This window comes from uncultured Maribacter sp. (assembly GCF_963974015.1).
GTDB lineage: Bacteria > Bacteroidota > Bacteroidia > Flavobacteriales > Flavobacteriaceae > Maribacter.
The window spans coordinates 16,625-41,663 of the sequence record NZ_CAXBBZ010000017.1 but is presented as its reverse complement, the minus strand read 5'-3'; the positions used below and the strand labels follow the sequence as shown (position 1 = coordinate 41,663).

18 protein-coding genes are annotated in these 25,039 nt (G+C 31.8%); 7 read left to right on the top strand and 11 right to left on the bottom strand.

The genetic code is table 11. The annotated features are described in order from the left end of the window. Nucleotides 1-8 precede the first annotated feature (8 nt). From AACZ41_RS15795 to AACZ41_RS15770, 6 genes are all read right to left on the bottom strand, one after another. The gene (locus tag AACZ41_RS15795) at nt 9-875 is read right to left on the bottom strand and encodes a glycosyltransferase family 2 protein (protein ID WP_339629571.1); all 867 of its coding nucleotides are present in this window, start codon (nt 873-875) and stop codon (nt 9-11) included. Between the two features lie 18 nt (nt 876-893). Beyond that, complete coding sequence (locus tag AACZ41_RS15790) at nt 894-2,075, bottom strand: glycoside hydrolase family 88 protein (protein ID WP_339629570.1); 1,182 nt, start codon at nt 2,073-2,075, stop codon at nt 894-896. 110 nt (nt 2,076-2,185) lie between these two features. Further along, nucleotides 2,186-3,367 (bottom strand): glycoside hydrolase family 88 protein, encoded by a 1,182-nt coding sequence (locus AACZ41_RS15785; RefSeq protein WP_339629569.1) that lies wholly within the window; start codon nt 3,365-3,367, stop codon nt 2,186-2,188. Between the two features lie 35 nt (nt 3,368-3,402). After that, nucleotides 3,403-4,548 (bottom strand): polysaccharide pyruvyl transferase family protein, encoded by a 1,146-nt coding sequence (locus AACZ41_RS15780; protein ID WP_339629568.1) that lies wholly within the window; start codon nt 4,546-4,548, stop codon nt 3,403-3,405. A gap of 61 nt (nt 4,549-4,609) precedes the next feature. After that, on the bottom strand, nt 4,610-6,127 hold the full coding sequence (locus AACZ41_RS15775) for an oligosaccharide flippase family protein (RefSeq protein ID WP_339629567.1): 1,518 nt from the start codon (nt 6,125-6,127) through the stop codon (nt 4,610-4,612). A 57-nt stretch (nt 6,128-6,184) separates the two neighbouring features. Continuing rightward, nucleotides 6,185-7,375, bottom strand: a complete 1,191-nt coding sequence (locus AACZ41_RS15770) for an O-antigen ligase family protein (RefSeq protein WP_339629566.1) — start codon at nt 7,373-7,375, stop codon at nt 6,185-6,187. Between the two features lie 372 nt (nt 7,376-7,747). On the opposite strand from AACZ41_RS15770, the gene AACZ41_RS15765 reads away from it, so the two are divergent. The 7 genes from AACZ41_RS15765 (at nt 7,748) to AACZ41_RS15735 (ending at nt 18,530) form a co-directional block, all read left to right on the top strand. After that, nucleotides 7,748-9,415, top strand: a complete 1,668-nt coding sequence (locus AACZ41_RS15765; RefSeq protein ID WP_339629565.1) for a N,N-dimethylformamidase beta subunit family domain-containing protein — start codon at nt 7,748-7,750, stop codon at nt 9,413-9,415. Nucleotides 9,416-9,447: 32 nt separating this feature from the next. Then, complete coding sequence (locus AACZ41_RS15760) at nt 9,448-11,085, top strand: hypothetical protein (protein ID WP_339629564.1); 1,638 nt, start codon at nt 9,448-9,450, stop codon at nt 11,083-11,085. 12 nt (nt 11,086-11,097) lie between these two features. Then, nucleotides 11,098-11,868 carry a glycosyltransferase family 2 protein gene (locus tag AACZ41_RS15755; protein WP_339629563.1) on the top strand — a complete coding sequence of 257 codons (771 nt, stop codon included), beginning with the start codon at nt 11,098-11,100 and terminating at the stop codon, nt 11,866-11,868. Nucleotides 11,869-12,089: 221 nt separating this feature from the next. Further along, nucleotides 12,090-13,316, top strand: a complete 1,227-nt coding sequence (locus AACZ41_RS15750) for a DegT/DnrJ/EryC1/StrS family aminotransferase (RefSeq protein ID WP_339629562.1) — start codon at nt 12,090-12,092, stop codon at nt 13,314-13,316. A gap of 3 nt (nt 13,317-13,319) precedes the next feature. Beyond that, nucleotides 13,320-13,907, top strand: coding sequence for a sugar transferase (locus AACZ41_RS15745; RefSeq protein WP_339629561.1), 588 nt, complete (start codon nt 13,320-13,322; stop codon nt 13,905-13,907). Between the two features lie 274 nt (nt 13,908-14,181). After that, a complete protein-coding gene (locus AACZ41_RS15740) occupies nt 14,182-17,856 on the top strand; it encodes a PQQ-dependent sugar dehydrogenase (protein WP_339629560.1) in 3,675 nt (1,224 codons plus the stop codon). Beyond that, the gene (locus AACZ41_RS15735) at nt 17,853-18,530 is read left to right on the top strand and encodes a hypothetical protein (protein ID WP_339629559.1); all 678 of its coding nucleotides are present in this window, start codon (nt 17,853-17,855) and stop codon (nt 18,528-18,530) included. Before AACZ41_RS15740 ends, AACZ41_RS15735 begins: the two co-directional genes overlap by 4 nt. Before the next feature lie 117 nt (nt 18,531-18,647). Here the strand turns inward: AACZ41_RS15735 and AACZ41_RS15730 are convergent, their stop codons facing one another. The 5 genes from AACZ41_RS15730 to AACZ41_RS15710 form a co-directional block, all read right to left on the bottom strand. Further along, complete coding sequence (locus AACZ41_RS15730) at nt 18,648-19,829, bottom strand: OmpA family protein (RefSeq protein ID WP_339629558.1); 1,182 nt, start codon at nt 19,827-19,829, stop codon at nt 18,648-18,650. 120 nt (nt 19,830-19,949) lie between these two features. Then, entirely contained in the window at nt 19,950-20,291 is a 342-nt protein-coding gene (locus AACZ41_RS15725; protein ID WP_339629557.1) for a hypothetical protein, read from the bottom strand. A gap of 94 nt (nt 20,292-20,385) precedes the next feature. Further along, nucleotides 20,386-21,525, bottom strand: coding sequence for an N-acetyl-alpha-D-glucosaminyl L-malate synthase BshA (gene bshA / locus AACZ41_RS15720; protein WP_339629556.1), 1,140 nt, complete (start codon nt 21,523-21,525; stop codon nt 20,386-20,388). Nucleotides 21,526-21,543: 18 nt separating this feature from the next. Beyond that, nucleotides 21,544-24,453, bottom strand: coding sequence for a glycoside hydrolase family 3 N-terminal domain-containing protein (locus AACZ41_RS15715; RefSeq protein ID WP_339629555.1), 2,910 nt, complete (start codon nt 24,451-24,453; stop codon nt 21,544-21,546). A 93-nt stretch (nt 24,454-24,546) separates the two neighbouring features. Then, nucleotides 24,547-25,029 carry an ABC transporter ATPase gene (locus AACZ41_RS15710; RefSeq protein ID WP_339629554.1) on the bottom strand — a complete coding sequence of 161 codons (483 nt, stop codon included), beginning with the start codon at nt 25,027-25,029 and terminating at the stop codon, nt 24,547-24,549. Nucleotides 25,030-25,039 lie beyond the last annotated feature (10 nt).

Below are 25,039 nucleotides of genomic sequence, written 5' to 3'. Positions count from 1 at the left end.
AAGTATTTTTAATTTTTCAGCACCTTCAATTTTAGTCTTTCATAAACATATGAAGCTATATCTACGAAGTTTATAAAACCAGAATGTTGACTGTAAAGCATAACTAAACAATTCATTCTACCTTGAACAAAATAATCGTGCATGTATACAAGGATTCTATCCTTTTGATATTTTTTTTCATGTTCAGATAAAATTCCTTCTGTATCAACTTGATATACTCTGGTTTTATTTGGATTAGGTATTTTATAGGAAGCCCTATTCTCAGCGTCTTGGATATAATAAGAAAGAATTTTATCTATTAGATAGATTTTATGATTTCGAGCTAGTTTTTCAAAAACCTCCATATCCTCACCATGACTAATACTTGTACTAAATAAATCTATTTGAATCAAAGTAGACTTTCTAACGCAGAATGTGGACATATTGAGAATATGAAAACCAATTTCATTGGTAACCGCAAAAAAATCAACATACCCTTTTTTATGTGCAACATAAGACTTGATAATATCCCCATTTGATGTTCTAGTTTCATAATCTGTGGTAATTATCTGAACCTCTTTTTGTTCTTCAATTACTTCGACAATATTTTTTAAGAAATCGATATGCCACAGATCATCTGCATCTAAAAATGAAATCCAATCATACTTTGCAGCATGTACTCCAGTATTGCGAGCACTAGAAACGCCTCCATTTTCTTTTTCTATAAGGCGAATACGTTTGTCTATAATACCATTAACGACACTAGCACTATTATCTGTTGATCCATCATCAACTATTAGTAGCTCAAAATCTTTATAGGATTGCGAAAGCACAGAAAAAATCGTCTTTTCTATACTTTGTGATTTGTTATATAACGGAATAATAATTGAAATCATTCTTTTAAATACATTAATCTATCTAGTTAACGCCTTATTAGAGGAAGTAGTACTTAATAACATTAAAATCATACCTTGAGATAATTCACTTTCCCCAAATTCTAAACTATACTTATCAACTCCAAAAGCATCACCTGAACACCTATCTAAAATACCATTTTCCTTAATAAATGGTTTAAAGATTGTTAAAATCGAATCTATTGTATACGTTCCTGGTTCTAATACATTTGAACCATACATAAGCATGGTAGATGTTGAAGAATCAAAACCTTTAGAGGTTCCTGGAAACTCGGTGTACAAAGTTGAATCTTTTAAATTTTTAATGTTTTTCAAAAAACTAAGTTTATTCTGTTCCATAAACATTACGGTATCCAATTCTGAATTTAAATTGGACATTACAGATTCTAAAGCTAACATATACCAACCCATTCCCCTTCCCCAATTATTTGGACCTAAACCTTTTTCTAATTTTAAGTCTATAGCATGAAATGGAAGAGCATCTTTACCATCTAAACCATATGTCATAAAAAATTCAAGTTCTGACTCTGCTAGTTGAATCGCTTCTCTATTCTTAAATTGCAAGCCATATTCCATTAAAAAAGGGCAAACCATACCAATGGCATCAACAAATAAATCATCCTGATGATCTCGATACAAAATTATTGAATATTTACCATGCTTAGTTACCATGGTCCTCAGTTTGCCATAAATAATATTGGCCATCTTTTTATACTTAGAATTTCCAGTAATTTTATATAATTCTAAGGCTGCAAAGCCCAAAGGCACTTGATCCACATATTCAAACTTAAAAGCTAATTCTTCACCGTTAAGATAATAATCGTCAAAAACGGGTATGACTTTTTGAACCAAAGTTGAATCAAACTTATTTCCATATTTAATCAAACCTAGAGCCAAATACGCCCTTGGGAAATTATAAATACGAGTGGTTTCATCTAGACGTAAGGCTCTAATTTTATCAATAAAATTATTAGGACGGGCCCAAGGCATGTGCATTTTAGTTGATGAAAACATTTCAAACGAAGCCTGTACCAGTTTACTTTCAACTTGATTATTATTAGTACTTGACAAATAATTTGGTTTGTTAATTTTTTCAATAATCTGAGGTAACAAGTCAACACAGAAAAATAAAATATTAAATATTAAAGAAAACACTATTATTATAACAAATGATTTTTTCATCAAATTGTTTTTTATTTTCATAAACCTATTTTATGTTAAATATTGACTTCTTCAAAAGCATAAATATCTATTTATGCAAATGTAAAATTCATTTAACTGAAAAATCATTATTACTTTGTAGAACTTAACAATAACAATAACATACCCTGTGAGAATTCACTTGTCCCAAACTCCAAACTATACTTATTAACACCAAATGCCTCAGCAGAACAATAATCAAGCTTTCCATTATCCCTAATATATGGCTTATAAATATTTAATATTTCTTTCTTAGAAAAAACACTAGTTTTCATGACATTTTCGCCATACATCAACATTGTTGAAGAAGAAGAATCAAAATCATTGGATGTTCCAGGAAATTGTGTGTAAATAGTTGAATCTTTTAAAACTTGTAAAGAATTAACGAACAAAGCTTTTTTTGGTGCTTTTAATAAAAATGTATCTTGTATAGAAATGGAAGTCATAGGCATTGATTTTAATGCCAACATATACCATCCCATACCTCTACCCCAATTATTCGGCCCCAAACCTTCTTTAGTTTTTATATCAACAGCATGAAACGGTAAGCCAGTATCGGCATCTAAACCATATTCAGTAAAAAAGGAAAATTGAGATACTGCCAAATCAATTGCTTCTTTGTTTTTGAAATAACTCCCATACTCCATTAAAAATGGTACAACTAATCCGATAACATCTACCAAAATATCATTTTGATGATTTCTATATAATATTAGAGAATAACCATGATGTTGAATAACCATAGCCTTTAGTTTTTTAAAAACTAAATCTGCAACATTCTTATATTTTAAATCGCCCGTGATTTTATACAATTCTAATGCTGAATAAGCTAATGGAACTTGATCAACATACTCGAACTCAAAGTTTAATTCATCATTATAGATATAATATTCATTATAAATAGGAATAACTTTATTTAATAATTCTTGGTCAAATTTATTTGCATATTTAATAAGTCCTAAAGCCAAATAAGCTCTTGGGAAATAATTAATGCGATTAATGGCTTTTGTTCTCAAAGAACTAATTTTCTCAACGAAACTTAGATGCCTTCCGTAAGGCATATGAATCTTTGATGAAGCAAACATATCAAAAGATGCATTTACTATTTTTTGTTCAACTTCATTATGGTTAGCATCTTTTAGAAATATTGGTTTTTCTAATTTATGCTTAGTTACTGGAAGTATATCAATACAAAAAAAAAGAAGATTAAAAACAATTGATAAGGGAAAAACAAACCATATCAATCCTTTCCTAATCAATTTTATATTTATCATAACTTGTCATTTATTCTTTTAAATATAGAGCATGGTTAAAGATTATTTTTTAAAAATTCAATAGATTCTTTTCGTTCTACCTCCAATTTAATGTTTACGGAATCCCAATCAATATCTTCGTTCAAAAGTTCTGGCGAAAAATCTGACACATCCAATAAAAGTCTATTTTCTAATCCCAATTGTTTTAAAATAGAAGTGAAACGTGAAAGCCCCCTTCTTTTGTTTCCTATAGAAATAAATTTTTTATTAAAAATGATGGAAAATAAAGTACCATGAAATGAATCGGTAATAATATAATCTGCACTCATAAAACCATTAATCCATTCCTCAACGGGTGGGAAAATAAATTCATTTATGTTTTCAGCTGATAAATTTTGCATATCCTTTCTTGGCATTGCAGTATAATGATTAGTATTCAAATATTTAGCGGCTTTTTCCTCCATATCTATATTGTCTACTGATCGGTCTAGAATATATGTAAATAGCCTACCTTTTGGTTTTGTTAATTGGGCCTTTTCAACCAGATCCTCATAATCACGTTTATTGATTAACAATGTTGGGTCTAACACCCTAACTGCATCCACTCCTAATTTTTTTTGACATAAGGAAATTCCAGAATCTTCTCTTACAGAAATTGCGTTGAACATTTTGGCCAACCTTGCGCAATTTTCTGTTTCTTGAAGAGAATACTGCCAATGGTCCACTCCAAACGAAGCAGCGTAAGAGATTTTCTTAATAGAAGAAATAGGCTCCAAGAAATCATAAAAATAATTTAAAATAGAAGGTGTATAATTAGGTCTCCACACCTGATCACTACCCACAACATAACCTTCAAAATTATACGCTTTCACATCTTCAAAATTAAATATAGCAGGCACCAAATTAGTCTTATGAATGTAACGCGCTACAAATTTCGCAGAATGCTGTCCAATAATTTTTTTATTTCGTTTAGAAGTTAAATCGGGTCGAATAACAGCCCCCCCCATAATTAATTGAAAAACCTTTTGCTTTGCAAATGAAATACGCTTACGCCAATTAGGATAATTGCTAACATCATTATTAATCAAAAGGGTTTCATGGCCCAAGGAAATTAAAGCTTTTTGAAGGGCATAAGCCTGCAAAAGACCACCGTAATTAGAATGTAAAGGAAGGGTTAGAATTGCGATTTTTCTTTTCTTCATCTTTTGTTTATATTTTTATTGTCTATCAAACAAATTATTTGCTTAATAATATTTGGTATTATTAATTTCTTTTTAAAAGCTTTACCATTGGCTTTTTCAATAATTCCCGTTCATAAGTATTCATACTCGAAAACCAAAAAACAGGTAAGTAAACCATACTAAATATACAAATGGCAATTACCAATTGACCAAAGGATTCAAATTTTATTCCTTGTATTAAATAATATGTACCCATACTAACAATCAAAGGTGCTATTGACATTCTTAAAATTTCTCCCCAAAAGTGAATCATATCTATATGCTGTTTGCGGTGATAATAGATATTCATGATAATTACATTGCCCAATACCAATCCTCCAGCTATGGCATAGGCAATTCCTAACCCTCCAAATTTTTCAGCAAGCAAAATCTGGAAAACGAGACTAACAATGGCCATTGCAAAATAAAGCCACGATCTAAATTCCATTTGGTTTCTAGCCTGTAATATGGTAATACCCAGATTTTGGATCAATGGAATGGTTAGAGCAATAAAAAACAATAGAGTCATACTAAAAGCTGCCTCATAATCTGGCCCTGCCCAAAGAATTATAAATTGCCTTCCAAATAAGATGAATCCAGCCAAAATAAAGGCCATAACTACATATTGAATCCTTCCTGTTCTCACAAACAAATCTGAAATTTCGCGGTTAGTAGAATTACTGGCTACCATACCTGTAACCTTGGGTAAGAACACTCCAGAAATAGCGGTTGAAAAACCCATATACATACCTTGAAATTGAATGGCAACCGCAAAAACTGCTACAGCCGCGGTTCCTAAATACATCCCTAATACAAATTGGCCTGTACTCCAATAAACCTTATTCATGATGATGTTCAAAAAAATATAGAACGAGTAGATACTGACCTCTTTAAGAAGTCCCAACTGCATATTCTTAAAAGAAACTTTTATTTTTATTTTATTCTTACAATACCAATAATTTAAAATCAAGGTAGCCAAATTCAGTACTGTTGCGAGCACGACCATACCGACGGCTCTATAACCCATTTCCAACAAAAGAATCATAATCAAGGTATTCAGCACAATCCTGCTTAATGCAATGACCTTCACAAAAATAAAATTCTCGTATGCAGAAATAATCGACCCAAAGATGCTTAACGGAAAAGTAAAGGCTATATTAAAAACCATTAAGAGCATCATAATCTTAGCTTTGCCAAGTTCATCTGGGGTCATCGTCTCACCAAATAAATTTTCAACATTAAAATAGAGTCCTAAACCAATAAAAAATGATAAAATACCGATTATGGAATAAAGAATGATAAAAAGACCAAACATGGAATATTGCTCTTTTAGTTTACCTTCGGCTCTAAACTTTGCAGTATATCTTACAATTGCATTTCCAAATCCAAAATCTAAAATTGTCAAATAAGCGATTACAGATCCAACCAGCGCATATAAGCCATACTCACTTTTACCCATCATTCGTAACATATAAGGAGTATATAGCAACCCTACAATATTACTAATAGCTAATACTAAATAAGAAAGTACCGCCCCTGCTTTTAATTGATTTACAGCCATTAAATAATTCTATAATTAAAAATACAATACATTATTGCTCGCTTATGGAATTAAAATTTAGGGCAATATATCTTTCTGATGATTCTTCTTGTTTATTACAATAGATCCTATTAATATTCCAAAAAATATCCATGCGAAAATTAGACCAACACTACCTCCACTTTTTACCATATTGGCTAACACAACAATGAATAAAGCCATGTAAAGGGAATGTCCAAAATTTCTTGTGCTAACAGTTAAATCCTTTCCCAACCTAATCAGAAATGTCATAAAAAAAATCAATCCAAGAATTCCAGAAGTTAACCAAAGTTCTAAAACTAAATTATGAGGCTGTTGATATATTCCACTATATATTCTCATTGTAGGCATCATACCTGGATTACCAACACCAAAAATGAAATTGTCTTGAATAATGCGATAGGCAGCTTCCCATAACTTAGTTCTACCAGAAGTATCACCTCTTTCAATAGAGTTTACAATTCTATTTCGAAAATCAACATCATTCGTATAAATAAATGAAAATAATCCAATAGAAAATAATGTTGACAATAACACCATTCCTATTTTCTTAATAGCTTGCATTTTGCCTAATAGAATAACAATAAAAAGCCCTATTAACAAAGACAACAAGGCTCCTCTTGACCCACTTTCTATTAAAAGATATAAAATTGGAATCGTCAAAATCAAGGAAAAAGCTTTTTTCTTAAAACTATTATCACGGTTAATGAATCCGTAAATCAATAATAATAACGCTAAAGTAGTCTTCATACCAGTCTGATTTGCATTTTCTCCAAAGAGAAAAAGACGCCCCCCATTATATTGTTCTCCAATACCAAAAAACATGTACATTGAGGCCATTATAAACATTCCAGCTACATAGACATTTAAAATTCCCTTTAAGACTTTATTATCAAGATTAATATGTGCACATATAAGGGTCATTACTAAAACAAGCTGTAATAATCTAATATTAATTACATCTCCTATTGAATTTGCATATTGGTCATTGAAAACAGTGGCCATGATTCCTGCCAATATAAATATAATCAAAGGAGATAAATATCGAGATATAAAAGAAAAAGTCAAATACTTTTTAATGAACGGTAAGGATGATATAAAATAGGGAATTATGCCAATCTTCGCAATCGAAATGGTGTTAGCAAAACCAAAAGGATCCCAATATTCAAAACAGGCAGAGAATATAAAAATGTATAAACAAACCCGATTAACTTTTATTAAAAAATCCATTTGAAAAACTGCTAAATGACCTATACTATTTAAGCTTAATAGTCATTAAGCTTTTAATATTTTTAAATTAATTACAAAAATAAGTTCATGTTAAGCAAATACCTAATTAATAAACTTTTCTTTGTTTAATAGATTTTTTTCAATGATGAAATACCATTTTATATTTACCAGTACAACAAATATTTTCAGAGAAACAATAGTTTATTATATATCAAACGCATAGTATTATAGAATATTCTTTAAATATTTTTATTCAAAAAAATATTTAAACATAAATAGCGTTAAATACATTATGGTAATTAACAAAATATTTCCAAAGATCGGAATGTTTTATAAAACAAGAAGTTGATCTTTCAACTATGATTCATATAAATGAATAAGTTATTAAACGTAAATTGGAAATTAGAAAACCCTGCAACGAATCGGGAAATTGAAGGTTTTGCATCCAAAACTAGTATTAATAAAGGAGAATCAATTAATCTATATATTAATACCAATTCTGAATTTTTATCACTTTCTATCTTTAGAATGGGTTGGCACGAAGGTAAGGGGGCTTTACAAATTAATAATTCTATTACCCTTAAAGGAAACCAACAAAGCATACCCTTACCAAATGAAGACACAGGGTTAATAACTTGTGCTTGGGATAATCCTTTTGAGTTAAAAACAGATTCTAATTGGACGACTGGTGTTTACTTAGCCAAATTAGAAGAACAGGAATACAAAAAACAAAGCTACATCATCTTTGTTGTAAGGGATGATGAGGCTGTAGCAGATATACTTTTTCAATTACCTGTCACTACATACCAAGCGTACAACTACTGGGGTGGCAAATGCCTATATAACCACGGCAGTGGTTCTTTGGAAGATTGGGGAGCTGTTTCTGGTGAGAAAGCTAAAAAAGTATCTTTTGACCGACCTTATGCCAAAAGTAACAATCCAAAAGCTGCATATGGTATGGGTGCCGGAGATTTCTTGACCAATACCAGACCGGTAACTTCCCATAATTATCCTATTAGCAGTGCGGGTTGGGATTACAATATGGTAAGATGGCTAGAAAAAAATGACTACAATGTAAAATACTGTACAAACATAGATATTCATATAAATCCCAAAATTTATTCAAAAATTAAGATATTTTTATCGAATGGTCATGATGAATATTGGTCGCATGAAATGCGAAAGAACCTAACAAATGCACGTGATACAGGCACTAATTTGGCCTTCTTTTCATCCAACACCATGTATTGGCAAATACGATTGGAAGAAAACCAGTTAACTGAGCAAAAAGACAGAGTTATTGTGTGTTACAAGGAAAAGCAATTAGACCCTATACAATCTGAAAGATCTACCATTAATTTTGAAGATATACCTGAACAAGGATCACAGGCAAAATTAATTGGTATTCAATATTATGCAGATCCAGTTTTAGGGCATATTCGAATTACCAATCCTGAACATTGGATTTTTAAAAATTCAGGAGTAAAAAAAGGAACAAAGCTAAAGGGTCTTTTAGGTTATGAAATTGATGGAATTTCTAAAGATTCACCCGATAACATTACAATATTGGCTTCTACCAAATGTAGAAAAGTTAATTCTGGTTCGAAATTCATAATAAATCATATGATTGGCAAAATAACTAATCCAATAATTAAATTTTCCAACCGATTTCTAAATTCAAATAAAGAAATAACCAATATTCACCGCATATTGATGATATCAATTATTGCAGCAATTGCATCCATTATAGGTTTGACTATAAGTAAAATCATTCCATTAATAGGCTTTATCACCGCTATCATGTTATTTCTAATTTGGTTCCTTAAATTAAAAATGACTCCGCGATATGAGTCTAATATGACGATATATAATAGCAAATGTGGAAGCAAAATATTTGCAACTGGAAGCATGCAGTGGTGTTGGGGATTAGATAATTATAATGTTCCTCAACTACGAGATGACCATATTTCTATAAGTGCAGAAATTATAACTAAGAATCTCTTAAAGGGTTTTGGGGCAACGCAAAAAAATATATCTTAATATTTAATTGAATATAATAACAAACCATTTTAATGGACCAACCCAAACTAAACATTGCCTTAATTTTAGAAGGTAAAAAGATAGATAGATGGCAATCAGAAATGATTTCAAATATAACAAACTCTTATTATGCCGAAATAAAATGGTTGATTAGATTGAATTCAAATCAATCTAAAACTAAAAGAAACTTTCCTTTTTATAAAAAATCTTTTTGGCATCAATTATTTATAAAACTAGACCAAAAAATATTCAAAATAAAACCAAATGCTTTTGATGAAATTAATTTTAATTCTATAAAATTTAACGCCGAAATTAAAATATCAAGCACTAAAAAATCCTTAAACAAAGAATCTAAAAAAAGGCTTGATAAATTTATTGATAAAAAAATTGATGTCATATTAGATTTATCTGAGACTAAACCTGAATTAAATTCGAAGAATTTATCTAAATATGGAATATGGTACCTTACATTTTCAGATTACACACCTAAAAATAAAAACTTATCAGGTTTACTTGAAGTTTTACACAAAAAGGATTATATCAATTCTAGGCTTATAGTGAGTTTTGAAAATCAAAATAAAACTCTAATTAGCTCAAAATCTTTTGTTGATATAACCAGTATTCATAAATCTAGAAATTCTGTTTTTTGGAAAACGAGTTTATTCATCCCTAGACAACTTGAAAACCTTTACAACAATCGTCAGGAATTTGTTGATAGGATAAATAATCGTGAACCGTTATCCTCATTAAAAATCATAGAAAACAACCCAAGACTACTTTCATTATTTAAGCATATATTTCGAACCACAAAAAATGTAGTGAAAAATAAATTATTTAAACACTTCATTTTTAATCAATGGATTCTACTCTTTAAGGTTTCTGAAAACTATAAAACAAAAGATTATTCTAAGGAATATTCAAGAATCACACCTCCTAAAGACCGAATATGGGCCGATCCATTTATTTATAACAATAACGGTAAGTATTTTGTATTCATTGAAGAAATGTTGATTAAACAAAATAAAGGGTTTATATCAGTAATGGAATTGAGTATTAATGGTACATTTTCAAAGCCAACACCTATAATTGAAAATGAATATCATATGTCTTATCCTTTTTTATTTGAAGACAATGACCACTTATATATGATACCTGAAACTGGTAGTAATAAAACGATAGAGCTATACAAATGTGTGGATTTTCCATATAAATGGGAATTTCTAAAAGTCTTACTTGAAGGAGAAAAAGCTGTAGATACTACTGTTTTAAAATACAATAATAAATATTGGATTTTCACTAATATAAAAGAAGTTTTAGGTGCATCTGCCCATGAAGAACTATTCCTCTATTATACTGACGATATTATAAACGGTAAATGGAATGCCCATCCAAAAAACCCAATAGTTTCAGATGTACGCTATGCAAGACCAGCTGGTAATATTTTTGTTAAAGACAATAAACTTTATAGGCCTGCTCAAAATTGCTCCAAAAGATATGGATATGGTATAAACATACAAGAAATAATTTCTTTGAATGAAAACGAGTATGAAGAAAAAAATGTTGATTCCATTTCACCTAATTGGGCGAGCGATTTGCTAGGTACCCATACTATTAACCATTGTGAAGGTATTACCATAATAGATGCGCTTATTAAACAATCTAAATTTTAAAAATCACAATTTATGTATCAAAATTCTTCTGAAAAACACCTCATCAGCATTATTAGTCCTTCCTATAACTCAGCAGAATTCATTGAAGAAACAATCAATTCTATTTCCGCCCAAACATATCAAAATTGGGAACTAATCATTGTAGATGATTGTTCAAAAGATGATACGGTCAGTATTCTAAAAAAAATATCTGAGATTGATAACCGCATAAAATATTTTACGAATACAACCAATCAAGGAGCAGCGATAAGCAGAAATATAGGTCTTAAAAATGCTAGAGGAAGATTTATAGCATTTCTCGATAGTGACGATTTATGGTATCCGAAAAAATTAGAAATTCAGATAAATTTTATGTTATCAAACTCATATCCTATTTCATTTACATCATACGAGCTCATAGATGAAAAGGGGCTACAGTTAGGTAAAATAATACAAACCGTTGAAAGAATAGATTATCAAGGCTATATGAAAAATACCATTATCGGTATGTCTACTTCGATGATCGACACCCATATTGTAGGTAAAGACTTTAGATTTACCAATATTAGAACCAGACAGGATACATACCTCTGGATAACGCTATTAAAAAAGGGATTTAATGCATATGGCATTAATCAAATATTGGCAAAATATAGGGTTCGATCAAATTCCATTTCAGCCAATAAACTTAAAGCCGCAAAGAGAGTTTGGTATCTTTATTACAACTTAGAAAAACTTGGTATAGTAAAATCTACTTACTATTTCAGCTTTTATATTTATAATGCATTAAAAAAAAGAATGTAAATAAATTTCAGCGATCTGTCGTTAAATATACTTGAATTCTTTTCCAAGGTTAATTTAATTTATATTTATTACAATGAATTAACCGATATAAGTGAGTAGTTAAACTAGTTTATATTAATTTTACAAGAAATTTATAATTCTCACGTTATATTTGTTTGACTTATAATTTTTCTAACATTGTTCAATGAACTTGAACAATTTCATATACATAGATATTATTTATGATTCCATTTTCACCTCCATACATTAATGAGAATGTCATTAAAGAAGTGGTAGATTCCTTAAAATCCGGATGGATAACAACGGGTCCTAAAGTTAAGGAGCTAGAATACGAAATTGCGCAATTTGTAGGTTTACCAAATGTACTTTGCGTTAATTCATGGACTTCTGGCGCCATTATGATGTTACGTTGGCTTGGATTGGAAAAAGGAGATGAAGTTATTATTCCATCATATACATACTGTGCAACTGCCCTAGCGGTGATACATGCTGGTGGAACACCTATAATGGTTGATGTAAATGATGATTTCAATATAGATGTCAAATCCATTGAAAAAGCAATAACATCAAAGACCAAAGCAGTCCTGTCTGTCGACTTTGCAGGTTTTCCATGTGATTATTCTGAAATTCAAGAACTTGTAGCAAGTGAAAAAATTATAAAATTATTTAAGCCAACTTCTCAAATTCAAAAAAAATTAGGCCGTATTTTATTTATTTCGGATGCTGCCCATTCCCTAGGAGCTAATTATAAGAATAAAGGTATTGGACATTCGTGTGATATTTCAATTTTCTCTTTACATGCAGTAAAAAATATTACAACCGCAGAAGGTGGTGCTATTGTTATAAATATGCCTAAACCATTTGACAATGAAAATTTATATGGAAATCTTAGGTCTATGACCCTAAATTGTCAAACAAAAGATGCATTCTCAAAATCTCAAGGTGGTAATTGGAAGTATGATATCACAGGTTTAGGCATGAAAATAAATATGGCAGATATAAATGCTGCGATAGGTCTAGCCCAAATAAAGGAGTATCCTACATTATTAGAAAGAAGGAAATCTATTTTTAAAAAATACAGTAGCGAGTTCAAAAAATTTAATTGGTCTATTGAACCACCTACGTCAACCAATGAAAAAGAATCTTCTTATCATTTATATCCATTACGGATTAAAAATATAAATGAAGAACAAAGAGATGAAATCATAAGTTTAATTAGTGCACAGCAAATAGCCGTAAATGTTCACTTTATACCGCTTCCTTTACTAACTTATTTTAAGGATTTGGGGTATTCAATAAAAGAGCATCCAAAAGCTTACAATAACTATAAAGCAGAAATTAGTTTACCTATCTATCCTCAATTAACTGATGAGTCAGTCGATTTAGTTATTAAAACAACCATCGACTGTTGTGAACAAGTTTTAAATACTGTTTCCAAAACAGTTTAGCATATGCTTAAGCGTATTTTTGATTTTATTCTCGCCCTAATTGGTATGTTATTTCTACTTCCTTTATTTCTACTTATTTCAGTTTTTATTAAAGTTGATTCTTCTGAATCTATATTTTATAAGCAAATAAGGGTAGGAAAAAATAATAAAGACTTCAAACTACTTAAATTTAGAACCATGGCTACAGGTTCTGATAAAAAAGGACTAATAACCGTTGGTAATAATGATTCTAGGATAACAAAACCAGGGGCCTTTTTAAGAAAATACAAGTTGGATGAATTACCACAATTAATAAATGTACTTATTGGCGACATGAGTTTAGTTGGCCCAAGGCCTGAGGTTAGAAAATATGTTTCCTTATATACTGAAAAACAACTATATGTATTATCAGTAAAACCAGGCATTACCGATATAGCATCGATTAAATTCAGTAATGAGAATGAATTATTGAAAGGACAAAATGAGCCTGAAAAGTTTTATATAGAAACGATAATGCCTGAAAAATTAAAACTAAACTTAGAATATATAAATAAAATGAGTTTTTTTTACGATTTAAAGTTAATCTTTATGACTTTTCAGAAAATTCTATAGCTACTTTATTTTTTGAACACTACCTTTTTAGTGTATATTAAATACTTTCCTTTTAAATAGATAGAATAACAGAATTTATGACTACCTCTAGATTTGTGGCATTATTTTTAAAGAATTATTTCCACATTAGAACTAAAATAAACTTCAACTCAATCAAAATCCATCAAAGTAAATTCTAAATTAACACGACATAATTAGTATTTTCGCAGAGCTATTTAAAAACCCTTTAGTTTGCGAGTTTTATATTCATAACAATTCCCCAACGAAATTATCAATGAAATTTTATAGGTTTCTCTATGTTATTTTTGACTTATTAGTCATTCCTTTTATTTCCTTTAGCCAAGATATTTCATACCAAAATGCTTTCCCAAATTTATCGTTCAACTTTCCTGTAGAAATACAAAGTTCAGTAGATGGAACAAACAGAATGTTTGTTTTAGAGCAATCAGGAAGAATAAAAGTATTTCCCAACAGTAACATCGTAACTACAGATGAACAAAGCGTTTTTTTGGATATTTCTTCAAGCGTAGCTTATAGTGCCGGACAAGAAGTTGGATTATTAGGAATGGCATTTCATCCCAACTACATTACGAACGGATATGTTTTCGTCTATTACATAGACAGTACAAGTAATTATAGGATCAATATTGTTCGTTACAAGGTGAGTGACACCAACCCAAATGCTCTAGATACATCATCTGCTACCAGTATTGCTCAATTCACGAAAAACCAAAGTGATTCCAATCACAACGGAGGAAAAATTGCTTTTGGACCAGACGGCTTTCTTTATATATCTATTGGTGACGGTGGCGGTGGTGGTGACCCACAGGGCAATGGACAAAACTTAAATACCGTATTTGGCAGTTTACTTCGAATCGATATAGATATAGATGGGAATAATCCCATAGAAAACAATCCTGATCTTCCCAATGGAAATTATGAAATACCTTCAGACAATCCTAGAGTTGGCCAAACCGGATTGGATGAGTTATATGCATGGGGAATTCGAAATACTTGGAAATTTTCTTTTGATTTAACCGGTAATCTTTGGGGTGCAGATGTAGGGCAAAATGTTTATGAAGAAATAAACCTTATTAATAAAGGTGGTAACTATGGCTGGAACAAATTTGAAGCTAACTCTCAACCAAGTTACGGAACAGGAACAACTCTTGCAACAAACCCAGATATTAAACCAATTTTCAATTACGATCATAATGCCGGTGATCTATCTATAACCGGTGGTTATGTTTATAGGGGAAGCTTAACCAATTCCATACTTCAGAACCGATATATATATGGGGATTATATTTCAGGTAGAGTATGGTCCTTAAACTATAACGCTTCAAATGGAAGTACTTCAAATTCTTTATTATTTAAAACTGATGGAGAATTCATCTCCTCTTTTGGAGAAGACGAACAAGGAGAACTTTATTTTTCTGGGTATGGGCCAAGCGCTAAGATTTATAAACTGATTGAGGAAGTAACTGGACCCGTAACAAACGTAGTAAATGGTGTAGGTGAATGGAAAAGTATTACTTCTAGTACTGATGGAATCGTGGAATGTATTTTAGAGAGCGAGGATCAAAAAATATATTTAGGAGGTTCTTTTTTGGTCGCTGGCGGACAAACAGTTAATAATATTGCCATATTAAACCCAGATGGTTTATGGCAATCTATTGGTGCAGGAAGTAATGGAACCATTTTTTCAATGGCCATATCAGAAAATGGTTTACTCTTTGCAGCAGGTGATTTTAATCAGATAGGAGGAATCAATGCAAACAATATTGCATATTGGGATGGTACTACATGGTCTTCTATGGGTTCTGGAACAGACGGACCTATTTCTAAAATAAAGTTTGACAATAACGGTAATTTGTTTGTGGGAGGTATTTTTACATCAGTAAATGGCATCACTGCCAATAATATTGCGAAATGGCAAAATGGAATATGGAGCAGTTTAACAGACGCAACTACATCCATTTCGGGTACGAACAATGAAATACGTTCAATTGCAATTGATGAGAGCAACATACTTTATGTAGGTGGAAATTTCGATACAGCAGGAGGTAATTCTGCAGCACGAATAGCCCGCTGGGATGGCACCAACTGGTCGGCCCTTAACCAAGGTACCAGTGGATTTGTTCAAGCTATTGCCATTACCTCAAATTATATATACGCAGGTGGTAATTTTGCCTTGGCAGGCGATCAAACCGTTAATAGAATTTCTAGGTTTAATAGAAGTACAAGCATTTGGGAAAAAATGGGTGATGGCTTAAGTGGAAATGTCAACACCATAGAAATTAAGGGCTCAAACATTTATGTTGGTGGAACATTCGAAACAGCTAGTGACATTACCAATACCAATAAAGTAATGAACAATATTGCCAGATGGAGCGAAGACAATGGCTGGGAAGCATTGGGATTAAACACAAATGTTGGAGTAAACACAAGGGTCAATTCTATGGTATTTACAAAAAATGACACTGAATTGTTTGTTGGCGGTAATTTTTCTATCGCAGGTAATCTAAATGCTGAAAATATAGCGTTATGGTCAACCGGTTTTTGCTCAGAAGATAGCATTATTCCTGAATATCAGGTAAATGGAACATGGCTAAGTGGAAGTAACACCTTAACTGTAAATGAAGGAGACTCATTGATTATCAGCATGCTACCTAATAACAAAACCTTCATTTTGACACTTCCTGACGGAACACAGGTAAATGGAGATTATTCCTTGTTAAACATAATACCATCAAAATCTGGAACATATACAATAACTACTACACAAGGTTGTACTGAAAATCTGCAACTCACGGTAATTTCAGCTATTGACACAGACGAAGATAATGACGGAGTTGGCAACGATGAAGATATTTGTTCCAATACTCCATATGGAGAAACAGTAAACGAAAACGGTTGTTCCCCATCACAATTAGATGATGACATCGATGGTGTTTTTAACGATACAGATGAATGCTCTAATACAACAAATGGAGAAACAGTTGATACCGAAGGGTGTTCTAGTTCGCAATTAGACGAGGATAATGATGGTATACCTAATAATATTGATCAATGTCCAAGCACACCTAATGGTGCTATTGTAGATTTAACAGGATGTATAGTAGCAACATCTCTAGATGACGATAATGATGGTGTTAATGATGAATTAGATAGTTGCCCAAACACACCTTTTGGTCAAAATGTTAATTCAGTAGGCTGTACTATACTCAATTCATTTCCTTCAAATCAATTTAAAATAACATCTACTGGAACTACTTGTATTGATATAAATAATGGTTCTATTATAATTGAATCAATAACTCTAGATTACTTCCTTGCAATTTTAACTGGGCCAAATACAAATAATTCAAAATCATTTTCTGAAAATTTAAATTTTACAGATCTAGAAAATGGAGAATATAATCTTTGTATTACATCAGTTGAGTTCCCAAATTTTCAAAATTGTTCTAAAATTATAATTAGCGAACCTACACCATTAGATGTTGAGTTAGACTTTGACCCTTCAACAAACAGTGTTACACTAAAGATGCAAGGGGCAAAAGAGTATACTGTAGAAATCAATGGCAAGAGTATGCAAACTGAAAGCAAAGAATTAATTTTACCGTTATCCGATGAAATAAATAATATAAGTGTAATTACAAATCAGTTGTGCCAAGGTAAATTTGAAGATATTGTTATTTTAGAGAACTCATTTTTGATCTATCCAAACCCGGTTAATGAAAGCCTTTCAATAGATTTAAAATCATTGACTTCTGATACCATGGAAATAGCTATTTTTACAGAAGCAGGACTTTTAGCCCATTCTGAAACTTATTTAGTTAAACAGTCAAAAATTGAATTGAATACCAGTGCACTTAGCACAGGAATTTATTTTTTAAGATTGAAGAATGACAAAATAAATAAAACCTTCAAACTTATAAAACAGTGAAAAAAGTTGGGTTTTTAATTTTCATAATAATAGCATTCCAATCATGTGGAGTAGATTTGGATGTTTTAGAATACGCAAAAAATAATATAAATTTATTCCTTGTTTTCCCTGAGAATGATTCTCAATGTACTGAAGGTATTGTTGTTTCCGATACGGATAGCGAACTAATTTTTAAATGGATTGATGATAGTAATAATGCTCCATATATTTTACATTTAACCAATATTGCTAACTCTCAGACAGAATCATATGAAAGTGAGTCTACAGAGGTAGCCATTACACTTGAACGAGGTGTTATTTATTCATGGTACGTTACAGGAAAAATTAATAGTAGTAGCGAGGTTTGGAGTTTCTATAATGAAGGACCTGGTCTTGAATCAACAATTCCGTTTCCTGCCACAGCTATCTCTCCTGTTTCTGGAGCATCAATTTCCCGAACTAGTACTACCGTTAATTTAATTTGGCAATCAGAAGATTTAGATAATGATATTGTTGGTCATGACCTATATTTTGGTGAAGCCAAAGATCCTATACTATATGGTACTGATATTATTGAAACTAGATTTGATGATATACCTGTAGAGGCAGGTAAAACCTATTATTGGAAAATAATTACTAAAGATAGTGTTGGCAACGAATCTACATCGCCCATATTTACCTTTTCAGTGGGCTAGTGTAAATTTCTTTGTAGTAGAAGCTACAAAGAATAATCTGAGATATTATTTTGTAAAAAAAAATTGCCCATTAATCTAATTTCTGACTAATGGGCAATTGAAAATATTCTTACTTAGTTAAAATTCGATTATTTCGAATTCAGAACGTCTGTTAACTGCATGTTTTTCTTCAGGACAATACGTGTTATCATCACACTCATTTAATAATATTCTTTCGCCATAAGCCTCTGTAATTAATTTATCATCAGATATACCCTTAGTCAACATATAATCTTTTGTCATGTCAACCCTACGTTGAGATAACCAATCATTATATGAGGATGCTCCCCTTGAGTCAGTATGTGAGGTTATTTTTAATTTCAGGGTCGGTATTTCATTCATAATCAATACTAATGAATCTAATACAACCTTAGACTTACTGCTCACAGCCGATGAATTCAAATTAAAATATACGTTACCTAATTTTTCTATTCTTGCTTTTATAGCATTCTTTTTATTGTTAAGAGCATCTAATTTTGCCTTTTCAGCAGCGGCTAAGGCATCCTCTGTTCGTTGCTTTTCTAGCCTTTCTGCTAATAATGCTTCATCTCTTAATCTATTTACCTCATTAATAGAATCGTTTTGACGTTGTTTTTCCTTCTCTATGGCTGCTAAAAGCTCCAACTTTTCTTCACCTCTTTTAGATAACCCTTTCTCGATTCCAAATTGATAAACTACACCTGCAGCATGCTGAATATGGTTGGTGGCTCCGTCCCCTTTACTCATAGACCATTTACCAGAAGAATTAAAATCAAGTCCCCAACGATCAGAAAACCATGTTCTAAATCCTACTACTGCATTGTAAGTACCTCTACCCAAATTATTAGCATCTGTATATCCAGCTCCTATACCTACATATGGATCAAACCATCCTGTCTGTCCAATTATTTGATTTAAATCGTATGTCAAACGTGCATCAAAACCATAATAAGGTATATCATCAGCCAAAATTACTCCGTCTATAATATTATCCTTCAAATACTTATTATAAGTACCAATAGCTTCAACTCCCAAACCATTTTTAAAATATCTTCCAATACTTACTCTAGAAGGAAATGGAACAAAATTCCATTCTTGCCCTACGTTGAATATACCATCAAAAACATTCCCTGAATCATCAACGGCATTGAAACCAACTCCTAAAATCCACGAACTCTGAACTATACTATCTTTTGCTGTGATTTGAAGTTCATCTTGAGCAAAAGTTAAATTAGTAGCTAATAATAGCATCAAAAAGCCAAAAACTTTAGTAGTTTTCATAATTATAAATTTGGGTTATTAAGTTGTAAAACTAATTTTAGATAAGGTAATAGGCAAATAAGTACTATATAAAGTAATTAAAATCGATTGGTAGTTGAATGTAGATTAATTAACGACGAATTACCGTTGAACCTTTAGAGATTTCGAACTTAATCGTAAGTTATAAATACTGAAAGGACTTACAATCAATTTGTTTTGTTTCTTAGCCTTGGATTCGAGCTTATGTACTATTAAGCTATCATCACTCTCATTTATTTCTAAATCTACAAAATTTGATGTTTTACTATCTCCACACCAGACTAAAAGCATATTTTGAGTAAAATCTACTACTGGAGGGACTAAACCTGGTTTTCTTGTCCTATTAATTTTACCGTAAAAAGTATTCAAAGCCTCTTGATCTCTAATTAAAAAATAATCTTCTTCTTCAAAACCGCTGTAATTTTCATTCAAGATGTTCTGCATACTAGTTTCATTAGAATTTTGTAATTCATTAGTAACTGAACTTTTACATGAATTCAATTGGACTATAAAAAAAAAGAACAAAAAAATGAGGAATTTATACATTCTTGAAACGACCTTTAAATGCCCTCTCATAAACTTCTTCGTAAAGCGGTAATACCTTCTGTATATCAAATTTATGTGCTTCATTAAGCGCATTAAGTTTAAACCTTTCTAGTACTTCATCGTTTTTCAAAATAGTGATAGCCTTAGCGGCCATATCTTCAATATCACCAACATCGCTTAGAAATCCACTTACCCCTTCTTTGTTCACCTCAGGAATACCACCCGCATTACTAGATATTACAGGTACTTTATTAATCATTGCTTCTAAAGCAGCAAGGCCAAAACTCTCTGTTTCCGACGGTAAAAGAAACAAATCTGAAAAACATAATATTTTATCGATTTCATTACTATTGCCTAAAAAGATAACCTTTTCAGCTATACCTAACTCCTCGCAAAGTCTTTCAGCGCCTTCTTTTTCAGGACCTTCGCCCACCATTATAAGCTTAGAGGGTATTTCAATCTGTATTTTACTAAATACCTTAATAACATCAGGAATTCGTTTAACCTTTCTAAAATTACTGATATGCGTAACTATTCGCTCGTCTTCAGTGGCCATATTAGAACGTTGGCAATCGGTAAAGGTTGTACTATATTTTTTGGCATCAATAAAATTAGGTATAACTTCTATTTCCCCTTTTATATCAAAAATTTCCAAAGTTCCCTTTTTTAAGCTCTCAGACACAGAGGTCACTACATCAGATTGATTTATACTAAAAGTAACCGCAGGTTTATAAAAAGGATGCTTACCTACTAGGGTTATATCGGTACCATGAAGTGTTGTAATCATAGGAACAAAAATTCCTTCTTCCTCTAACATTTTCTTAGCCATATACCCCGCATATGCATGTGGTATGGCATAATGAACATGTAATAAATCAATTTTATGAAGCTTTATGGTATCTACCAATTTACTGGATAATGCCAACTCGTAAGGTTGGTAATGAAAGAGTGGGTATTCTGGAACGTGAACTTCGTGAAAGAATATTTTATTACTTAACAACTCTAAACGCACTGGTTGCTTGTAGGTTATAAAATGAATCTCATGACCTCTATTGGCCAATGCGATTCCTAATTCTGTCGCTACAACACCACTACCACCAAAAGTAGGGTAACATACTATTGCTATTTTCATTACTACAAAACTAGCTTTTTAATTTAGAATTGAGTCGTAAATGACTTGTTGAATTCTAGTTCTTAACCCAGATTTAACTAATAAGGTATTAGATGCAGATGGATATGTTCTGTTAGATAAAAACACATAAACAATTTCTTCTTCAGGGTCTGCCCAAGTATAGGTACCTGTAAAACCACTATGACCAAAACTTTTTCTAGAAACACAACCACAGGTTGGTCCACTATGTTCTAATTGTGGTTTATCAAAACCCACTCCCCTACGCACATTCTTATCGCAAAAATAGCAGGTATTAAATTTCTTAACTGTTCTAGAATCAAAAAATTTGGTGCCGCCATAATATCCGTTTTGAAGATACATTTGCATAATCTTCGCTATATCATTTGAGTTACTAAAAAGTCCGGCATGTCCTCCTACTCCTGCTTGCATTGCTGCCCCCATGTCATGAACATAACCTTGTACAGTACCGTATCTATAATAATCATCTTCTTCTGAGGGTACTACCATATTTTTTTCAAACTTTTCTAAAGGATTGTATGAAGTATGGTTTGCACCTAGACGGCTATATAGAAAATTATTGGTCAAATAATCCAAGGGTTGACTATAATTTTCTTCAATAACCTTTTTCATCACATAGTAAGGTACATCGCTATAACGGTACCTATTAGACTTTAAATCTTGCCTCCCAATTCTATTATAAATCGAATCTTTGTAGGCATCTGCCAAATAAAGATGATCATAAACTTTAGTTGAAAAACCTGGCAATGGCGAATTTCGATAAAACTCACCAGAAGGCTTTCTATTTTCATCTAATGTATTAATGTAAAAAGGTATCCAGGCAGGCAAGCGACCATAATGGGACAAAGCCTTTAAAACGGTTACATTTTTTATTTCGGTATCGGAATAATTTGGTACTAATTCTTCAAAAGTATCATTCAATCCAATTTTACCTTCTTCTTCCATCTTCATTACCATGGGTAATGTTGCCAATATTTTTGTCAATGAAGCAAGATCATAGATATAATCGTTCGTTATTTCTTCTTTAGAATTATAAGTAGGCTTCCCAAAACTTTTTTGATATATAACCTTGCCTTTTCTTGACACTAAAATTTGCGCTCCCGGAAACATTAAACTATCCAACCCATTATTCACTATGCGGTCTATTTCGCCTAACCCTTTCGAACTCATACCTACCCGCTCAGGTATACTATAACCAAGCCTACTTAGTGATTGTGTTTTAATTCCTAAATTCACCGGAAAATCAGAGTGTGCACTAACTGGTAGTTTTCCTGAAGCCCCTACCGCACCAAAAAGAACTTCGGCTGTTTTCTCTTGAGCTATATCGCTATTCTGATAAGACATAACCACTGCATCAATATTTTGAAATGACTTGATATCAGACAAAGCATAAGGTTTAGCAAATACACAAAGTATAAGATTAGACGTTCTTTCGGCCGCAATCACTTGCAACCAATTTAGCTCGGTTGCACTAAACTTGTAATCTTTCCATGGGCTTTCATTGCTTTTATGATGGCCAATTATAACAAGGTTGAAATCTTTTAATTTTACCTTTAAAGTGTTGATATCATTCGCATCTACTACTGTTATGTTAGCATAATTTTTCAGTCCTTTCACAAAAGCATCATTAGAAGCATCACCGAACTTCACATAGGCGATTTTCTTATTGTCCAAATTTTTGATAGCCAATAGGTCTAACTTATTCTTTACGATAGTAATGGCATTCTCAATGGCCTCTTCATAAATGATATCGTCTTCTAAACTGTTTAAATCATCATATAGATTATCAATGACAATTGGCTCGTAGTTGTTCAACCCTGCTTTGTATTTCGCGAGCAAAATCTTTTTAACGGAATAGGCCAAACGCTCTTCGGTCAACTTTCCTTTGTCGTATGCTTTTGCCAATTTTAATTTAGATTCGACTATATTTTCTGGCATTAGAAGCATATCATTACCAGCCATAAATGCTGCTAATTCTACACTTCCATCATTTCCGGTGGTTGAAACACCTTTCATATTAAGTGCATCGGTAAAAATTAAACCCTTGTAACCAAGATCTTCTTTTAAAAGTCCTGAAATTATTTGCTCAGAAATAGAAGATGGTAATCCCTTTTTTATTTCTAATGCAGGCACCTCTAAATGGGCTACCATTATACTGCTTAAACCAGAAGCAATCATTTTCTTAAAAGGATATAACTCTAAACTGTCTAGTCGTTTTCTTGAAAAAGGAATTATAGGTAAATTATGATGTGAATCTACTTCAGTATCGCCATGACCTGGAAAATGTTTACCATTTGCCAAAACGCCTGCACGCTCCATACCCTTTGAAAATGCGATTGCCTTTTCAACTACATTATCTCTATCCTCACCAAACGAACGATTACCTATTATTGGATTATTTGGATTGGTATTAATATCCAAGTCTGGAGCAAAATTTATTTGCACGCCCAATCGTTTTGCGTGCTTACCAATTTGATAACCTATCTTTTCAACCACTGAACTATCCTGTATGGCACCTAAAGTCATATTCCATGGAAAGGCATAAGTAGAATCTAACCTCATGGATAGTCCCCATTCTGCATCCATACCAATTAATAAAGGAACTTTTGATGCCGCCTGATATTCATTCGTAAGCATGGCTTGCCTAACAGGACCACCTTTAGAAAAAATAACTCCTCCTAAATTCTCTTTAATAATCAAACTTTTAATTTGATCAGTTGCTTGTTTATTTTGATTTGATGCGACGCTAACCATGAATAATTGACCCAACTTTTCATTTAAAGTCATTTTATCATATTGTCTATCCACCCAAGTCTTTTGAGCTAGACTATCTTTAGTAACTAAAGGATTTTGAGCAAGAAGACCTGAACAACAAAATAACCCACAAAAAATTATTAAAATAAGGCGCATAAAATTGTATGTACTGAGATAACTATTATGGTATGAAATTATTGCATTTCATCGATAAAACCCAATAATAATGATAGTTAAGAAGAAATCGTTTTATAGAAAACGAGCATGCCAACTCTCAGAGGCTGGTACTTCCCAATGTTCAAGATATTCCCCTTTATTGGTTACCAAGTTATTAAATACAATGGTATTCTTTGAAACTGCTTTTTGCTTCGCCATTGCCTTAAAGTCAAGTAAGCTTTTATAAGCTACGAAGTCCCCTTGTTTATAAGACACATTCATTTTATCTAACAACAAAACATCGTATTTCTTTTCCAATGCTTGAATAAAATGAACCGATGCATCAATTGAACAACCCGTAGCGCTTTGTGAATTCTGATCTAATGCAATAACTATGAATCTTTTGTACTTTATTTCATACCCCGCATTTAAATCATTGCCATGAGCTGTCCAATTTTGTAAAAACACATCAATCTCTGACCTTATATCAACTAATTCATCTTCAGAAAATGAACGGCTACATTGATATATCCAAACTCTTGCAGTCTCTGGTAACGTGTTAAAATCTACTAGCAAATTATATGAT